Below are 17,354 nucleotides of genomic sequence, written 5' to 3'. Positions count from 1 at the left end.
GACTCGGTGCGGCCCCATCGCGAATAAATTCGCTCCTACACTCAGCGATGCCTTTGCCGCCTGATGGATTTGATACATCCGACGGGTAGGGTGGGCTTTAGCCCACCGATACAAAGAGTGTGGTGGGCTGAAGCCCACCCTACTGGTTGGCTGATTGGCATCAGGTCTAGGCCGGTTTGTTGGTTTTTCACGAATTACCGGGGGGCGTGAAGAGCTGTCTAGTCCTGAAAATAGGTCAGAAGGTGTAAACCTTATTCAGGACGAGACACAAACGATAAAAAAAGGGGATGCCGTGGCATCCCCTTTTTTATTACTGAAACGTTACACGAGTGGTTTTGACTCGTTTTCTGTTTCTTTCGGCGCTTCTTCGTGTTGCTCTGTTTCGTTGCTCGCGTCGGCGTTCTGCTCGGCAGCGACTTCAGCTGGCTGCTGAGGATGGCTTTCGGCTACTTCTTCGGCAGGCTGAGCGGGCTCGGCTTTATGCTCGATATCAGTAGCTGCATGGGCGGCATCCGAGACAGGTTCGGCAGCAACTACTGCTTGGGCTGCGGCTGCTTGCTCAGCTTCAGCTTCAGCTTCCTTGGCCAGGCGCTCAGCTTCGCGCTGACGACGACGCACTTCACGTGGGTCGTTCGGTGCGCGCCCACTGGTGCTGACCGGTGCGGCTGGAGCCTCAACAGTCACTTCAACGACTTCCGCTACTGGGCTGGCCGGCTGCGGCGCAGCTTCTTCGGCTACAGCTGGTGTAGCTTCGACTGCAGTTAGTGCGGCAATCTCAACAGCCTGCTCGGCAGGGCTATCCGCGACAGCGGCAGCTTCTACAGGCTTGGCTTCGGCGACCGGTGCCTCGAAGGTTTCAGCAGGTGCGGCAGCTTCGACTTCAACGGCGGTTTCAACTGCGGCAACGGGCTCGCTAACGGCTGCACTGGCTTCAACTGCTTCGCTTACCAGGCTGCTGGCGACAGCAGTGGCGGCCACTACGGCAGTGCTACCTTCTTCGGCGCTCTCTTCGCTACCTTCGATGAGGTTGCCGTTGGCATCACGCTGACGTTCACGACGGTTGCTGCGACGACGCTGGCCACGCGAACGGCGACGTGGACGATCGCCTTCGGCGCCGTCTTGATCTTCGTCCTGCAGCTGCTCTTCGTTCGGCAGCAGTTCTTCTTCGCTCACGGCTTGTTCAGCAGCTACTCGTGGTTGGCGTTCTTCACGCGGCGCACGGGGCTGACGCTCTTCACGAGGCTTACGCTCGGCGCGCTCCTCGATTGGGCTTTCCTGGCCTTGGGCGTCTAGCGGCTCACGCAGTTCGCGCGGTTGGCGCTCTTCACGCGGTTTGCGCTCTTCACGCGGCTCGCGGGGTTTGCGCTCTTCGCGGGGGGCGCGAGGCTGACGCTCTTCACGGGGCTGCTGGCTGTCTTCGCGTGGCTCACGAACTTCACGAACTTCACGAACTTCGCGAGGTTCACGAACTTCACGTGGTTGACGTTCCTCACGTGGTTCGCGAGCTGCACGCTCCTCGCGTGGCGCGCGTTCTTCGCGTGGTTTGCGTTCTTCGTCGCGACGACCACCACGATTGCGGCTTTGTTGGCGACCGCTACGGCGCTCGTCGCTACGCGGTTGGCGTTCTGCGGCGGGCTTCTTCTCGATAACGACCGGCTTTTCTTCTTCTTTGCCAGCGAACAAGCTGACCAGCGACTTCACCAGGCCCTTGAATAGGCTTGGCTCGGCTACTGGCTGCGGCTCGATTGCTTGGGCGGCCGGGGCCGGAGCAGGGCGCTGTGGCACAGCCTTGAGCGCGGCCTCCTGGCGAACCAGGGTGCGGGTAGCGCTGACTGGCTGAACTTCTTCGACTTCGACTGGTGCCATCTCGTAGCTGGACTGCGAAGTCTGTGCTTCCGGGCTGTCGTCACGCAGGCGCTGTACTTCGAAGTGCGGCGTTTCCAGGTGATCGTTCGGCAGAATCACGATGCGTGCACGGCTGCGCAGTTCGATCTTGGTGATCGAGTTGCGCTTCTCGTTGAGCAGGAAGGCGGCAACCGGGATCGGTACCTGGGCACGTACTTCGGCAGTACGGTCCTTCAGGGCTTCTTCCTCGATCAGGCGCAGGATCGCTAGCGATAGCGATTCGACGTCACGGATGATGCCTTGACCGTTGCAGCGTGGGCAGACGATACCGCTGCTTTCGCCGAGGGACGGACGCAGACGTTGACGGGACATTTCCAGCAGGCCGAAGCGCGAGATGCGTCCGACTTGGACGCGGGCACGGTCGGCTTCCAGGCTTTCGCGGACTTTCTCTTCCACGGCGCGTTGGTTCTTGGCCGGCGTCATGTCGATGAAGTCGATCACGATCAGGCCGCCGATATCACGCAGGCGCAGTTGGCGGGCGATTTCTTCAGCCGCTTCCAGGTTGGTCTGCAGTGCGGTTTCTTCGATGTCGCTGCCTTTGGTCGCACGCGCCGAGTTGATGTCGATGGACACCAGGGCCTCGGTCGGGTCGATCACAATGGAGCCGCCGGACGGCAGCTTCACTTCGCGCTGGAAGGCGGTTTCGATCTGGCTTTCGATCTGGAAGCGATTGAACAGCGGGACGCTGTCTTCATACAGCTTGATCTTGCTGGCGTACTGCGGCATCACCTGGCGGATGAAGCTCAGTGCTTCTTCCTGGGCTTCGACGCTGTCGACCAATACCTCGCCGATATCCTGGCGCAGGTAGTCGCGGATGGCGCGGATGATGACGTTGCTTTCCTGGTAAATCAGGAACGGAGCGGAGCGATCGAGGGAAGCTTCCTTGATGGCGGTCCACAGTTGCAGCAGGTAGTCGAGGTCCCACTGCATTTCTTCGCTGCTACGGCCAAGGCCGGCAGTGCGCACGATCAGGCCCATGTCGCTGGGGGCGATCAGGCCATTCAGCGCTTCGCGCAACTCGTTGCGCTCTTCGCCTTCGATACGACGGGAGATGCCACCAGCGCGAGGGTTGTTCGGCATCAGTACCAGATAGCGACCGGCCAGGCTGATGAAGGTGGTCAGGGCTGCGCCCTTGTTGCCACGCTCTTCTTTTTCGACCTGAACGATAACTTCCTGGCCTTCGCTCAACACATCTTTGATGTTGACGCGGCCTTCAGGCGCTTTCTTGAAATATTCGCGGGAGATTTCTTTGAGGGGCAAAAAGCCGTGGCGCTCGGAGCCGAAATCGACGAAGGCGGCTTCAAGGCTGGGCTCGATACGAGTGATGCGGCCTTTATAGATGTTGGCCTTTTTCTGCTCGCGTGCACCCGATTCAATGTCCAGGTCGTACAGGCGTTGGCCGTCTACCAGGGCAACACGCAACTCTTCGGGCTGAGTTGCGTTAATTAGCATTCTTTTCATGTAGTACCGTCGGTTTCCGGGCTGCCGGAAACGGCGTTCGGCACACACGACTCTCAGGGTCGGTGTCAGGTGCGCGTCAGAAACGGTTGTAAGTCGTTCCAATGTCTAGCGACGTCGGCCAATAGGGCCGGGGTCGCGACGGACGTCTCCTGCTTGCTGTGGTGACAGAAGCACTCAGTCAGGAGGAGGAATCAACCATCGGTAGCGGACGAGATAAAGCGTCTTCAATAAAGCTACGCAGTCCGACGGTTGTGCATCTCCACCCTACACGTATCGCTGAAAATCGGGTGCCGCTCGCAGAATCTGCAGCGGGTTGGCATTTACCGCTATCTCCCTCAGGGGTAGATAACGCGTCATGGCTCAAGGCTTTATTTCCGAGTTATTCGCGGCCTTATGCGGCGAAAGTCCCGTCGGACGGCCTTACGTCCTGAATGAAGTTGCAAACGGTTGGGGATGGCAGTTCTAGCGATCATCCGCAAACCGGGCCGCTTTTGGCGGCGTTCGGGACTATAGCAGCAATGATTAAGTGCTTCAATTCAATAAAAAATTGTTATCATTGGCGCATGACAGAACCTGCCTCTCCGACCTCCGGCGTCCAGCTGCTCGAGGTTGAACCGGAACTTGCCGGCCAACGAATCGATAACTTCCTCCGCACTCGTCTCAAAGGTGTGCCCAAGACTTTGATTTACCGGATTTTGCGTAAAGGCGAAGTTCGCGTGAATAAGGGGCGGATCAAGCCTGAGTACAAACTCCAGGCGGGGGATGTTGTGCGGGTTCCTCCTTTGCGCCTTGCTGAGCGCGATGAGCCTATGCCTTTGGCGCAAGGGCTGCTTGAGCGTCTTGAAGCGGCGATTGTTTATGAAGATAAGGCGCTGATCGTCCTTAATAAGCCGGCCGGGATTGCCGTACATGGCGGCAGTGGCCTGAATTATGGGGTGATCGAGGCCTTTCGTCAGTTGCGTCCGGATGCCAAGGATCTGGAGTTGGTGCATCGCCTGGATCGCGATACCTCGGGTCTTTTGATGATCGCCAAGAAGCGCAGCATGCTGCGCCATCTCCATGAAGCCTTGCGTAAGGATGGCGTGGACAAACGCTACATGGCCTTGGTGCGTGGCCATTGGGCGACTGCCAAGAAGCAAGTGCGGGCGCCGTTGCAGAAGAGCAATCTGCGCTCCGGCGAGCGCATGGTGGAGGTTAGTGAAGATGGCAAGGAGGCTATGACGATGTTTCGCGTTTTGCGCCGCTTTGGCGATTTTGCCACGCTTGTCGAGGCGAAGCCGGTTACCGGGCGCACCCATCAGATCCGTGTGCATGCCAAGCATGCTGGCCACTGCATCGCGGGTGACTCCAAGTATGGCGATGATGACTTCTCCCGCGAGATTCGCGAACTGGGCGGTAAACGCCTGTTTCTGCACGCCTATGCTTTGACCGTGCCCTTGCCTGAGGGTGGTGAGTTGAAGTTGGAGGCCCCGGTGGATGATATGTGGCTCAAGACTCTGGAGCGGTTGAGTGCCTGATTATCAGCTGCTGATCTTTGATTGGGATGGCACGCTGGTCGATTCGATTGGGCGTATTGTCGATGCCATGCGGTTGGCGGCTGCTGAATGTGAGTTGCCGTCGCTGGGTGATGCTGCAATCAAAGGCATTATTGGCCTTGGCCTGCCCGAGGCTATTCGTGCTCTCTATCCAGAGCTCGTCGAGTCGGTGCGCGTCGAACGCTTTCGTCGGCTTTATAGTGAGCATTATCTGGCGCTGGAGGCTGAGCCGTCTGCGTTGTTCGCGGGGGTGGCTGAGTCGCTGGAGGAGTTCCGCACTGCAGGCTATCGCCTGGCTGTCGCGACCGGTAAGGGGCGGCATGGGTTGGAGCGAGTGCTGGCGGGGCAGGGTTGGCTGGATTATTTCGATATCACCCGCTGTGCTGACGAAACGGCCAGCAAGCCTGATCCGATGATGCTGCGGGAAATTCTTGCGGATTGTCAGGTTGCGCCAGAGCGTGCGCTGATGATCGGCGATTCGTCATTCGATCTGGAGATGGCGCGGCGGGCGGGCGTGGATTCGGTTGCGGTCGGCTATGGTGCACAGTCGCTGGACTCTCTGCGGGCGTACGGGCCGCGGCTGGCGATTGAACATTTTACTGAGTTGCGCGCCTGGCTTGAGTTGCGTGCAAGTGAGTCATTACTTGGGGTGAGTGATTATGTCGGATGAATGGAATGCGTCGACCGCCAGTAATGGTGACGACAAGAGCTGGAAGCTGTTGGAGAAGACTCTGCTCGCTGGTGTACAAGAGCAGCGCCGTGCGCGGCGCTGGGGGATTTTCTTCAAGGCGCTGACGTTTATCTATCTGTTTGGTGCGATCGCGCTGTTTTCGCCGGCACTGAACTTACAGAAGAGCGCCGCGCGTAGTGCTAATCATACGGCGCTGATCGAAGTGCGCGGGATGATTGCGGATCAGGAAGCTGCCAGTGCTGACAACGTCGTTGGAAGCCTGCGTGCGGCCTTCGAAGATACGAAGACTAAAGGTGTAATTCTGCGCATCAACAGTCCGGGTGGTAGCCCTGTCCAGTCCGGTTATATCTACGATGAAATTCGTCGGCTGCGTGCAGAGCATCCGGATATCAAGCTGTATGCAGTGATCACCGATCTTGGTGCGTCTGGTGCTTACTACATTGCCAGCGCCGCCGATGCGATCTATGCGGATAAGGCTAGTTTGGTTGGTTCTATCGGCGTGACGGCGGCCAGCTTTGGTTTTGTTGGCGTGATGGAGAAGTTGGGGGTGGATCGCCGGGTCTACACCTCGGGCGAGCACAAGGCTTTCCTGGATCCGTTCCAGCCGCAAAAGGATGAGGAAACGCGTTTCTGGCAGAGCGTTCTGGATACCACTCATCGCCAGTTTATTGCCAGTGTTAAGCAGGGGCGTGGTGAGCGCTTGAAGGATACAGAGCATCCCGAGTTGTTCTCGGGGTTGATTTGGTCGGGTGAGCAGGCGTTAAAGCTGGGCTTGATTGATGCGCTGGGCAATACCAGTTCAGTGGCGCGGGATGTGATTGGCGAAAAAGAATTGGTCGATTACACCGTAAAAGAAACGCCGTTCGATCGTTTCGCGAAGAAGCTTGGTTCTAGCGTTGCCGAGCACATTGCAATCTGGGCTGGGTTTCAGGGTCCGGCTTTGCGCTAGATTCGATTTTTCTTGAATAAAAGCCCGGCAGCTGCCGGGCTTTTATTTGTCGGTTTTCTTTCATTTATATAGATGTCAGGGGATGTCGATGCTTTCGACCAGCAACATGTCTACGAGGCGGATAAGGGGGAGGCCGACCAGGCTGGTGGCGTCCGTGCCTTCGGTGGCGCGAAATAGGCTGACGCCTAGGCCCTCAGCCTTGAAGCTGCCGGCGCAGTCGAAGGGTTGTTCGGCTTCCAGGTAGCGCTTGATGCGCGCTTCATCCAGTTTGCGAAAGTGGACGGTGAAAGGTATGCAGTCGACCTGGCAAGTGTCGGTGGCGGTATTTAGCAGTGCCACTCCGGTCAGGAAGGTTACGCTGTTGCCACTGGCAGTCTGGAGTTGAGCTTGGGCGCGGGCAAGGTTGTGCGGTTTGCCGAGAATCTGCCCGTTGAGTACGGCGACCTGATCGGAGCCGATGATTAGATGTTGTCGGTGGCTCTCGGCAAGGGCGCGGGCTTTCTCTTCGGCCAGGCGGCGCACCAGGTTTGGTGCATCCTCATGTGGATGGCGGGTTTCGTCTATGGCGGGCGCGCTCCAGGTGAAGGGCAGCCGTAGGCGAGCGAGGAGTTCGCGGCGGTAAGGGGAGCTGGATGCGAGCACCAGGGGCAGCATGGCGTTTTCCTTGGGGGTGAGGTGTGATTCTAGCGAGCGTGTCAGTTGACGGACAGGCTGAATTTCCTTTGACAGGTACGGGGTGCATCCCTAAAATGCTGCGCCTATGTTGAATGGCCCGATTCCTCCTCACGTTGATCCGCGCAAACTAGCTGATCGTGGCGCCACCCTAGAGGGTGAGGTGCCGCTGGCTGAATTGCAGCGACTCTGCGATCCGCTTGCCGATAATGTCGGTGTTGTCCGTGCGAAGTTTTTTTTCGAGCGCGACGAGCGCAAAGCTGTGGTAATCCACAGTTCGATCGACGTTGAGGTCAAGATGGTTTGCCAGCGTTGTCTGGAACTGGTCGCTCTGCCGATCCATAGCGAATGCAGTTACGCCGTGGTGAAAGAAGGTGCGAATACCCAGTCTGTGCCGAAAGGCTATGACGTGCTGGAATTGGGTGAGGATCCATTGGATCTGCTGGCGTTGGTTGAGGAGGAGTTGTTACTCGCCTTGCCCATTGTTCCGGCTCATGATCCTGAAGATTGCCAGCAGCCGGCGGGCCTTGAAGAGCCAGAGCCGAGCGAGGACGAGGTATCGCGGTCCAACCCGTTCAGTGTATTGGCACAGTTAAAGCGTGACCCAAACGTTTAGGAGTTATTAATTATGGCTGTTCAGCAGAACAAAAAATCCCGCTCCGCCCGCGACATGCGTCGTTCGCACGACGCTCTCGAGGCTAGCACTCTGTCCGTTGAGAAGAGCACTGGTGAAGTTCACCTGCGCCACCACGTGTCTCCGGACGGCTTCTACCGTGGTCGCAAAGTGATCGATAAGGGCGCTGACGAGTAATCCTTGTCCGCTCCGATCATCGCGATTGATGCAATGGGTGGGGACTTCGGTCCCCACAGCATTGTTCCAGCCAGCATTGCCTGTTTGGCTGAGTTCCCCTCGCTACACCTGGTCCTCGTTGGCCAAGCCTCCTTTCTGAATGAATTGATTGCACGCCATCCGGGTGTCGATCGTGCTCGCCTGCATGTTGAACATGCCAGCGAAGTGATCGGTATGGACGATCGTCCAGCCCAGGCCTTGCGTGGCAAGCCTGACTCTTCCATGCGTGTGGCGCTGGAGTTGCTGCGTGATGGGCGTGCTCAAGCCTGTGTCAGTGCCGGTAATACCGGTGCACTGATGGCGCTTTCGCGCTATGTGCTGAAAACCCTGCCCGGTATTGATCGGCCGGCGATGGTCACGGCCATTCCGACAGAGCGCGGGCATTGTCATCTGCTTGATCTGGGTGCCAATGTCGATTGCAGTGCGGAGCATCTGTATCAGTTCGCGGTGATGGGGGCGGTAGCGGCCGAGGCGCTGGGTGTCGCTCGTCCGCGCATCGCACTGTTGAATGTTGGCACCGAAGACATCAAAGGCAATCAGCAGGTCAAGTTGGCGGCCAGTTTGCTGCAGCAGGCCGAAGAGCTGAATTACATCGGTTATATCGAGGGTGACGGCCTCTACCGCGGCGAAGCTGATGTGGTGGTGTGTGACGGGTTTGTCGGCAACATTCTGTTGAAGTCCAGCGAAGGCCTGGCGGCCATGATTTCTGCGCGGATGGAGGCTTTGTTCAAGCAAAACTTAGGTTCGCGACTAGTGGGTTCTCTTGCCTTGCCGCTATTGCGTCGTTTGCAGGCCGATCTGGCACCGGCGCGGCATAATGGCGCTAGTTTTCTTGGTTTGCAGGGTATTGTGGTGAAAAGTCATGGCGCTGCCGGCTCTGAGGGATTTCAGAGCGCCATTCGCCGCGCCTTGATTGAAATTCACGAAGACCTGCCGCAGCGTCTGCATAGCCGTCTTGAACATCTGTTGTTATAGGATGTGACCGCACTTGGCGGCCTGTCATCCAACTGTCAGTTTGTTGCGCTTGGCTAGGCCAGGCGTAATCCTCCCGACGATAAGACCATTAGGGACCGTATAAATGTCTGTATCCCTCGCATTCGTCTTTCCAGGCCAAGGTTCGCAGTCCTTGGGCATGCTTGCTGAGCATGGCGCGCAGCAGAAGCTGGTGCTGGATACCTTTGCCGAAGCTTCCGAAGCGCTCGGTTACGACCTTTGGGCCTTGACTCAGCAGGGCCCGGAAGAGCAACTCAATCAGACTGACAAAACCCAGCCGGCTATCCTGGCTGCGTCCGTCGCATTGTGGCGTCTGTGGCTGGCTGAAGTCGGTGCGCGCCCGGCATTCGTTGCCGGTCATAGCCTCGGCGAATATTCCGCGCTGGTGGCTGCGGGCAGCCTGGGCTTCACCGATGCGGTGAGGTTGGTGGAGCGTCGTGGTCAGTTGATGCAGCAGGCCGTGCCGGCCGGGCAGGGCGGCATGGCCGCGATTCTCGGTTTGGAAGACGCTGACGTACTCGCCGCCTGTGCTGAAGCCGCGCAGGGTGAGGTGGTCAGCGCGGTGAATTTCAATGCTCCTGGCCAAGTGGTGATCGCGGGGGCGGCGGCTGCGGTCGAGCGCGCTATCGAGGCTTGTAAGGCGCGTGGCGCCAAGCGTGCGATGGCGCTGCCAGTCAGCGTGCCGTCGCATTGCGATTTGATGCGTCCGGCGGCTGAGCGGTTTGCTGAGGCGGTCTCAGGGATCGCCTGGCAGGCCCCGCAGATTCCGCTGGTGCAAAACGTCAGTGCGGCAGTCGTGGCTGATCTCGATGCCCTCAAGCGGGATCTGCTGGCGCAGCTGTATAACCCGGTGCGTTGGGTTGAGTCGATGGTTCGTCTTTCTGGGCTTGGTGTGACCAGCTTAGTCGAGTGTGGCCCAGGCAAAGTGCTCTCGGGCTTGAACAAGCGTTGCGTTAAAGGCGTCAATACCTACAACCTCGATACCCCGGATGCCTTCACCGCGACGCGCGCGGCGCTGGCCTGAATTAGGAGAAGCTTTCATGAGCCTGCAAGGTAAAATTGCATTGGTCACCGGCGCTAGCCGCGGTATTGGCCAGGCTATCGCTCTGGAGTTGGGGCGCCAAGGCGCCGTAGTGATCGGCACGGCTACCTCGGCATCAGGTGCTGAGCGTATCGCGGAGACCCTGAAAGCAAATGGCATCGAAGGTGCCGGTCTGGTGCTCGACGTCAGCAATGATCAGTCGGTAGCCAGTACTCTTGAGCACATCCTGCAGCACCTTGGTCAGCCTTTGATCCTGGTCAACAATGCTGGCATCACCCGTGACAACCTGATGTTGCGGATGAAAGATGATGAATGGCATGACGTGATCAATACCAACCTCAACAGCCTGTACCGCTTGTCCAAAGCGGTGCTGCGTGGCATGACCAAGGCGCGCTGGGGGCGAATTATCAATATCGGCTCAGTAGTTGGCGCCATGGGCAACGCTGGGCAGGTAAACTACGCTGCGGCCAAAGCGGGTCTTGAGGGTTTTAGTCGTGCTCTGGCTCGTGAAGTCGGCTCGCGAGCTATTACTGTGAACGCGGTAGCGCCGGGCTTTATCGATACTGATATGACCCGTGAACTGCCGGAAGCACAGCGTGAAGCGCTGCAGGCGCAGATTCCGCTGGGTCGTTTGGGGCAGGCGGAAGAGATCGCTAAAGTGGTTTCTTTCCTTGCTTCCGATGGCGCAGCCTATGTTACCGGGGCTACTATTCCCGTGAATGGCGGAATGTATATGAGCTGAATGTGACGGGAGCCTTCAGAAAACTGTCATACGAGCTGTCTAAAATCCGTTATAAAGCTGCAACTGGTTTATAGACAGATCGTTGGGGTGATCGAGAAGGTCCTCGGCATTCAGCTTGAAATGCGGAAAACCCTTTCTATACACTTACCCACAGACCAGCTGCCTGGATTTGTTCATTAGGAGTGAAAACAAGGTATGAGCACCATCGAAGAACGCGTCAAGAAAATCGTTGCTGAGCAACTTGGCGTCAAAGAAGAGGAAGTAACCAACAGCGCTTCCTTCGTCGAAGACCTGGGTGCCGACTCTCTTGACACCGTTGAGCTGGTGATGGCTCTGGAAGAGGAATTCGAGACCGAAATCCCGGACGAGCAAGCCGAAAAAATCACCACCGTTCAGGAAGCTATCGATTACGTTACTGCGCACGCGTAATAACCTGTAATCGTCGATTCCCGACTTGGAAAAGCCGCACTGCCCAAAAGGCGTGCGGTTTTTCTTTAAGCGCACTCCATGCGCTGCAAAACTGAATAAGAGGAGATTGCTGTGTCGCGTAGACGCGTCGTGGTCACCGGTATGGGTATGTTGTCGCCCCTGGGTACCGATGTTCCGAGCAGTTGGCAGGGTATTCTGGCCGGTCGTAGTGGTATCGGCCTGATCGAGCATATGGATCTTTCCGCCTACACCACTCGCTTTGGTGGCTCGGTAAAGAACTTCAATGTCGAGGAATACTTGTCGGCCAAAGAGGCACGCAAGATTGACCTGTTTATTCAATATGGTCTGGCCGCCAGCTTCCAGGCCGTGCGTGATTCTGGCTTGGAGGTCACTGATGCCAACCGTGAGCGTATTGGCGTGGCCATGGGTTCGGGTATCGGCGGTCTGACCAATATCGAGAACAACTGCAAGTCTTTGCACGAGCAAGGGCCGCGACGAATTTCGCCGTTCTTTGTTCCGGGCTCGATCATCAACATGATTTCCGGTTTCTTGTCGATCCATCTGGGTTTACAGGGGCCGAACTATGCGATTGCCACAGCCTGTACCACGGGCACGCATTGCATTGGCATGGCGGCACGCAATATTGCTTATGGCGAAGCGGATGTCATGGTGGCCGGAGGGGCCGAAATGGCTGCCTGTGGTCTGGGTATTGGCGGCTTTGCGGCTGCTCGTGCGCTGTCCACCCGAAATGATGAGCCGAGCCGCGCTAGCCGTCCGTGGGACAAAGGCCGAGACGGTTTCGTGCTGTCCGATGGTGCTGGTGCCCTGGTGCTGGAAGAGTTGGAGCATGCCAAGGCACGCGGTGCGCATATCTATGCCGAGCTGATCGGTTTCGGTATGAGCGGTGATGCATACCACATGACTTCGCCGCCGGAAGATGGTGCCGGTGCTGCGCGCTGTATGCGCAATGCTCTGCGCGATGCCGGCCTGAGCCCTGAGCAGGTGCAGTACGTCAACGCTCACGGCACTTCGACACCGGCTGGCGACAAGGCTGAGGTGGCGGCGATCAAGTCGGTATTTGCCGAGCATGCGTATAACCTGGCAATCAGCTCGACCAAGTCGATGACCGGTCATTTGCTGGGCGCTGCCGGCGCGGTAGAGGCGATCTTCAGTGTGCTGGCGATTCGCGACCAAGTGGCGCCGCCGACCATCAACCTGGACGAGCCGGACGAGGGTTGTGACCTCGACTTCGTGCCACACCAGGCCAGGAGCATGCCCATCGATGTGGTGCTGTCTAACTCTTTCGGGTTTGGCGGGACCAACGGTTCACTGGTGTTCCGCCGGTTCGTTGACTGATGTCGAGCTGGATTGATGGTCACCCGGCTGGGACCTTGTCCGTCAAGGACAGGGGCTTGGCTTACGGCGATGGGTTGTTCGAAACCATTGGCGTCAAGCACGGGCGGCCACAGTTGCTTGAGCGGCATTTGGCGCGCTTGGCTGAGGGCTGTGCGCGTCTGGCCATGCCAAGTGATGAAGGGCTGATCCGCACGGAGCTTTTGGCTTTTTCTGCTGCGCTGGGTGAGGGTGTAGCTAAGTTGATCCTCACCCGTGGCGATGGCTTGCGTGGCTATGCGCCGCCACAATCGGCTCACTCTCGCCGCATTCTGCAAGGCAGTTCTGTTCCGGCTTATCCGACGGTCAACGCCGAGCAGGGCGTGCGCCTGTTCCCCTGTGCAACGCGTTTAGCCGAGCAGCCGCTGCTCGCCGGCCTCAAGCATCTCAATCGCTTGGAGCAGGTGTTGGCTCGGGCTGAGTGGCAGGATGTCGAGCATGCTGAAGGCTTGATGTTGGATGTCTCTGGGCGCGTGATTGAGGGCGTTTACAGCAACCTGTTTCTGGTTAGCGATGGCCTGTTACTTACGCCTGACCTGTCCCGTTCGGGTGTCGCCGGTGTGATGCGGGCTGAGTTGTTGTCCCAGGCCGAGCGTCTGGCGATTCCCGTGTCGGTGCGCGATATCAGCTCCGTCGAATTGCTCGAGGCTGACGAAGTTTTCCTCTGCAACAGTCTTTATGGTGTTTGGCCGGTACGTGCGCTGCAAGGGCACGACTGGTCGGTCGGCCCGCTCACCCGTAAACTGCAGACCATCGCCCGCGATCTACTGGACTGCTGATTCGTGATACGCAAATTATTGTTGCTATTGGAAGGCGGACTGCTGCTTGCCGGTCTGTTGCTGGCGTTCACCGCCTGGCAACAGCACGATGCACTCGAGCAGCCACTGAATCTGCCTAATGAATACTTGCTGGATGTCCCAGCTGGTGCCACTCCGGGCGGAGTGCTTAATCGCCTGGAAGACGAGGGGGTGCTGCACGATGCCTTGTGGTTGCGTCTGTATTGGCGTTTCAACTTGGCTGGACAGTCGCTGCACAGCGGCGAGTATCGACTGACGCCGGGGCTGCGCGCGCGCGATCTGCTCGCTCTGTGGCAGCGCGGCGAGGTGGTGCAGTACAGCCTGACCTTGGTCGAAGGTTGGAACTTCCGGCAAGTCCGTACGGCACTGGCGCGCGAACCCAAGCTCGAACAAGCTCTGGCGGGGCTCAGCGATGCGGAGTTGATGGCGCGGCTCGGTCATCCAGGTGTTTACCCCGAAGGGCGTTTTTTTCCGGATACCTATCGTTTTGTCCGTGGCATGAGTGATCTGGAGTTGCTCAAGCAGGCTTACGTCCGTCTGGATGAGGTGCTGGCCGATGAGTGGCAAAAGCGTGCGGAAAATCTGCCATACCGCGAACCTTATCAAGCCTTGATCATGGCCTCGATGATTGAGAAGGAAACCGGTGTGCCGCAGGAGCGCGGGCAAATTGCCGGGGTATTCGTCCGTCGTCTGCAGGTCGGCATGCAGCTGCAGACTGACCCCACGGTGATCTACGGCCTGGGGGAGCGCTATACCGGTAAGCTGACCCGTGCCCATTTGCGCGAGCCGACACCCTATAACACCTACGTGATTGCCGGTATGCCGCCTACGCCGATTGCCTTGGTCGGGCGTGAAGCGATCCATGCGGCACTCCATCCGGCGGACGGCCAGAGCCTGTATTTTGTCGCCCGTGGCGATGGCAGCCATGTATTCTCCGACGACCTCGATGCGCACAATCGTGCGGTGCGCGAGTACCAACTCAAGCGCCGTGCAGATTACCGTTCCAGTCCGAGCCCGGACTCGGGCACGCCATGAATCATGAATAAGGACTGCCTGTGACCGGCCTGTTTATTACCCTGGAAGGCCCGGAAGGCGCCGGTAAAAGCACTAACCGTGAATACCTGGCCGAGCGTCTGCGTGCGCGAGGCATTGATGTGCTGCTGAGTCGCGAGCCTGGTGGCACGCCGTTGGCCGAGCGGATTCGCGAACTCTTGCTAGCCCCCAGCGATGAGTCGATGGCAGCGGATACTGAGCTGCTCTTAGTGTTCGCCGCCCGCGCGCAACATCTGGCCGAGGTGATCCGGCCAGCGCTGGCGCGGGGGACGGTGGTGCTGTGTGATCGTTTTACCGATGCGACCTATGCCTACCAGGGCGGCGGTCGTGGCTTGTCGGAAGCGCGCATCGCAGTTCTGGAAAACTTTGTACAGGGCGAATTGCGCCCCGATTTGACGCTGGTTTTCGATCTGCCAGTCGAGGTGGGTTTGGCCCGTGCCGCGGCGCGTGGGCGGCTGGACCGTTTCGAGCAGGAAGGTCGCGACTTCTTTGAGTCTGTCCGCCAGGCTTATCTGCGCCGCGCCACTGCCGAACCTGCGCGTTATCGTGTAGTGGATGCCGCACAGCCGCTGGCCGGAGTGCAGCAGTCGCTGGATGCCTTGTTGCCAGAATTGCTGGAGCTGGCCCGTGGCTGAGGCCTATCCCTGGCAGGCGGCGCTCTGGCAGACATTGGCGGGGCGCACGCAGCATGCACATGCCTATCTGCTACATGGTCCGATTGGAATTGGTAAGCGTGCCCTGGCTGAGCGGCTGATGGCGCGGCTGCTATGCCGTAGCCCCGTAGGCCTGGATGCCTGTGGTCAGTGCAAGGCCTGCCTGCTGCTGGCGGCCGGCACGCACCCGGATAACTTCATCCTGGAGCCGGAAGAAGCCGACAAGGCGATCAAGGTTGACCAGGTGCGTGAGCTGGTGAGTTTCGTCGTGCAGACTGCGCAGCTCGGCGGGCGCAAGGTGGTGCTGGTCGAGCCGGCCGAGGCGATGAACCTGAATGCCGCCAATGCCCTGCTGAAAAGCCTGGAAGAGCCGTCTGGCGATACGGTTTTGTTGTTGGTCAGCCACCAGCCCAGTCGACTGTTACCCACCGTGAAAAGCCGCTGCGTGCAACAGGCCTGTCCGTTGCCTAGTGAGGCGGATAGCTTGGCCTGGTTGGCGCAGGCGCTACCCGAGAGCAGCGCAGAGGAGTGTCGTGAGTTGCTGAGCTTGGCTGCGGGTTCGCCCCTCGCCGCCGTTAGCTTGCAAGGCCAGGGAGTGCGTGAGCAGCGGGCGCAGGTGGTAGAGGGGGTGAAGAAACTCCTCAAGCAGCAACAAGCTCCGAGCCAACTGGCAGAGGGCTGGAATAGCATACCGCTGCTGCTGCTGTTCGATTGGTTTTGCGACTGGTCGCAGCTGATGTTGCGCTATCAATTGACCAAGGATGAGGAGGGGCTCGGCCTCAGCGATATGCGTAAGGTCGTGCAATACCTTGCCGACAAGTCGTCGCAATCCAAGGTCCTGGCTTTGCAGGATTGGTTGCTCGCGCAGCGGCAGAAAGTGCTCAGCAAAGCCAACTTGAACCGTGTCTTGCTTCTCGAAGCCCTGCTCGTGCAGTGGGCAAGCCTGCCCGGACAAGGCTAGAATCGGCCCTTGAATCAGTAAGCTAGGAATGCCGCATGAGCCTGCCACCGAATCTTGGCCCGCGTAACGGAATCTTGTCCCTGACGATCAAGGACAAATCCGTGCTCTATGCCGCGTACATGCCGTTCATCAAGAACGGCGGTTTGTTCATTCCGACCAACAAAAGCTACAAGTTGGGCGACGAAGTCTTCATGTTGCTCAATTTGATGGACGAACAGGAGAAGATTCCGGTCGCAGGGAAGGTGGTCTGGATTACCCCGAAAGGTGCCCAGGGCAACCGCGCTGCTGGTGTTGGTGTGCAGTTCAATGATGGCGACAACACTGCCCGCAACAAGATCGAAACCTACCTGGCCGGGGCACTGACGTCCGACCGCCCAACTCACACGATGTAAGCGTTATTTTCCCATGCTTGTCGATTCCCACTGTCACCTCGATCGTCTCGACCTGGCTGCCCATGGCGGCTCCCTGGATGCCGCGCTGGATGCTGCTCGTGCGCGTGGCGTTGGGCATTTTCTCTGTATCGGCGTTAGCGCGGATAACGCGGCCGCAGTCAAAGGGCTGGCCGAGCAATACGTTGATGTCGATTGCTCGGTGGGCGTGCATCCGCTCGATCTGCAGCCGGGTGTCGCACCTGCACTGGATTGGCTGCTGGCCGAGTTGAATCACCCGCGGGTCGTGGCGATCGGTGAAACCGGGCTGGATTACCACTACGAGCCGGAAGCCGCCGAGTTGCAGCAAGAGGCTTTCCGTCTACACCTTGAGGCGGCAAAGCTCACCGGTAAGCCGGTTATCGTGCATACCCGCGAAGCGCGCGCCGACACCTTGGCATTGCTGCGCGACGCAGCCTTGCCGCAGGGCGGGGTGTTGCACTGCTTTACCGAAGACTGGGAGATGGCCAAGGCCGCGCTGGATATCGGTTTTTACATCTCGTTGTCCGGTATCGTCACCTTTCGCAATGCTGAGGCCTTGCGTGAAGTGGCCCGGCAAGTTCCGGTAGATCGCCTGCTGGTGGAAACCGACTCGCCTTATCTGGCGCCGATCCCCTATCGTGGCAAACCCAATCTGCCGCAGTATGTGCGTGAGGTGGCGGAATTTCTCGCCGAGTTACGCGGCGTCGACTACGACAGCTTTGCCGAGCAGATCACGGCAAACTTCAAACGCCTATTCCCGTTGGCACATCTCTAAAGGCCTTAATCTAGAAACACAAGAATCCGTCTTTAGGCCGAAGC

Annotated in this window: 18 protein-coding genes; 16 read left to right on the top strand and 2 right to left on the bottom strand. The window is 58.6% G+C overall.

Annotation, left to right across the window (positions count from 1 at the left end):
- Positions 1-321 precede the first annotated feature (321 nt).
- Entirely contained in the window at positions 322-3,366 is a 3,045-nt protein-coding gene (gene rne / locus D3879_RS10725; protein WP_119954228.1) for a ribonuclease E, read from the bottom strand.
- Positions 3,367-3,929: 563 nt separating this feature from the next.
- Here rne and rluC point away from each other — a divergent pair.
- Genes rluC through D3879_RS10710 form a run of 3 tightly spaced genes read left to right on the top strand, consistent with a single transcriptional unit; the run spans position 3,930 to position 6,541 of the window.
- Complete coding sequence (rluC, locus tag D3879_RS10720; protein ID WP_119954227.1) at positions 3,930-4,883, top strand: 23S rRNA pseudouridine(955/2504/2580) synthase RluC; 954 nt, start codon at positions 3,930-3,932, stop codon at positions 4,881-4,883.
- Complete coding sequence (locus D3879_RS10715) at positions 4,876-5,571, top strand: HAD-IA family hydrolase (RefSeq protein ID WP_119954226.1); 696 nt, start codon at positions 4,876-4,878, stop codon at positions 5,569-5,571. Before rluC ends, D3879_RS10715 begins: the two co-directional genes overlap by 8 nt.
- Positions 5,561-6,541: a S49 family peptidase gene (locus D3879_RS10710; protein WP_119954225.1), complete on the top strand. Its 981-nt coding sequence runs from the start codon at positions 5,561-5,563 to the stop codon at positions 6,539-6,541. Before D3879_RS10715 ends, D3879_RS10710 begins: the two co-directional genes overlap by 11 nt.
- A 75-nt stretch (positions 6,542-6,616) precedes the next feature.
- On the opposite strand, the gene D3879_RS10705 is transcribed toward D3879_RS10710, so the two are convergent.
- On the bottom strand, positions 6,617-7,195 hold the full coding sequence (locus tag D3879_RS10705) for a Maf family protein (RefSeq protein WP_119954224.1): 579 nt from the start codon (positions 7,193-7,195) through the stop codon (positions 6,617-6,619).
- A gap of 106 nt (positions 7,196-7,301) precedes the next feature.
- Between D3879_RS10705 and D3879_RS10700 the strand changes: the two genes are divergently transcribed.
- From D3879_RS10700 to D3879_RS10640, 13 genes are all read left to right on the top strand, one after another.
- Positions 7,302-7,829, top strand: coding sequence for a YceD family protein (locus D3879_RS10700; protein ID WP_119954223.1), 528 nt, complete (start codon positions 7,302-7,304; stop codon positions 7,827-7,829).
- 12 nt (positions 7,830-7,841) lie between these two features.
- Positions 7,842-8,024, top strand: coding sequence for a 50S ribosomal protein L32 (gene rpmF, locus D3879_RS10695; protein WP_119954222.1), 183 nt, complete (start codon positions 7,842-7,844; stop codon positions 8,022-8,024).
- 3 nt (positions 8,025-8,027) lie between these two features.
- The gene (gene plsX / locus D3879_RS10690) at positions 8,028-9,038 is read left to right on the top strand and encodes a phosphate acyltransferase PlsX (protein WP_119954221.1); all 1,011 of its coding nucleotides are present in this window, start codon (positions 8,028-8,030) and stop codon (positions 9,036-9,038) included.
- Between the two features lie 103 nt (positions 9,039-9,141).
- On the top strand, positions 9,142-10,080 hold the full coding sequence (fabD, locus tag D3879_RS10685) for an ACP S-malonyltransferase (RefSeq protein ID WP_119954220.1): 939 nt from the start codon (positions 9,142-9,144) through the stop codon (positions 10,078-10,080).
- 16 nt (positions 10,081-10,096) lie between these two features.
- On the top strand, positions 10,097-10,840 hold the full coding sequence (gene fabG, locus D3879_RS10680; RefSeq protein ID WP_119954219.1) for a 3-oxoacyl-ACP reductase FabG: 744 nt from the start codon (positions 10,097-10,099) through the stop codon (positions 10,838-10,840).
- Between the two features lie 195 nt (positions 10,841-11,035).
- The gene (gene acpP / locus D3879_RS10675; RefSeq protein ID WP_058066290.1) at positions 11,036-11,269 is read left to right on the top strand and encodes an acyl carrier protein; all 234 of its coding nucleotides are present in this window, start codon (positions 11,036-11,038) and stop codon (positions 11,267-11,269) included.
- Between the two features lie 111 nt (positions 11,270-11,380).
- A complete protein-coding gene (gene fabF, locus D3879_RS10670) occupies positions 11,381-12,625 on the top strand; it encodes a beta-ketoacyl-ACP synthase II (protein ID WP_119954218.1) in 1,245 nt (414 codons plus the stop codon).
- Positions 12,625-13,440 carry an aminodeoxychorismate lyase gene (pabC, locus tag D3879_RS10665; RefSeq protein WP_119954217.1) on the top strand — a complete coding sequence of 272 codons (816 nt, stop codon included), beginning with the start codon at positions 12,625-12,627 and terminating at the stop codon, positions 13,438-13,440. The genes fabF and pabC overlap by 1 nt, the downstream gene beginning before the upstream one ends.
- Before the next feature lie 3 nt (positions 13,441-13,443).
- Positions 13,444-14,493: an endolytic transglycosylase MltG gene (mltG, locus tag D3879_RS10660; RefSeq protein WP_119954216.1), complete on the top strand. Its 1,050-nt coding sequence runs from the start codon at positions 13,444-13,446 to the stop codon at positions 14,491-14,493.
- A gap of 20 nt (positions 14,494-14,513) precedes the next feature.
- On the top strand, positions 14,514-15,146 hold the full coding sequence (tmk, locus tag D3879_RS10655; protein WP_119954215.1) for a dTMP kinase: 633 nt from the start codon (positions 14,514-14,516) through the stop codon (positions 15,144-15,146).
- A complete protein-coding gene (locus tag D3879_RS10650) occupies positions 15,139-16,125 on the top strand; it encodes a DNA polymerase III subunit delta' (RefSeq protein WP_119954214.1) in 987 nt (328 codons plus the stop codon). Before tmk ends, D3879_RS10650 begins: the two co-directional genes overlap by 8 nt.
- A 35-nt stretch (positions 16,126-16,160) precedes the next feature.
- Complete coding sequence (locus D3879_RS10645; protein ID WP_119954213.1) at positions 16,161-16,517, top strand: PilZ domain-containing protein; 357 nt, start codon at positions 16,161-16,163, stop codon at positions 16,515-16,517.
- A 13-nt stretch (positions 16,518-16,530) separates the two neighbouring features.
- Positions 16,531-17,310 carry a TatD family hydrolase gene (locus D3879_RS10640; protein ID WP_119954212.1) on the top strand — a complete coding sequence of 260 codons (780 nt, stop codon included), beginning with the start codon at positions 16,531-16,533 and terminating at the stop codon, positions 17,308-17,310.
- Positions 17,311-17,354: the final 44 nt, after the last annotated feature.

The organism is Pseudomonas cavernicola, from assembly GCF_003596405.1.
Taxonomy (GTDB): Bacteria; Pseudomonadota; Gammaproteobacteria; order Pseudomonadales; family Pseudomonadaceae; genus Aquipseudomonas; species Aquipseudomonas cavernicola.
Note: the sequence above shows the minus strand (reverse complement) of the source record. Positions and strands in the feature narration are given on the sequence as shown.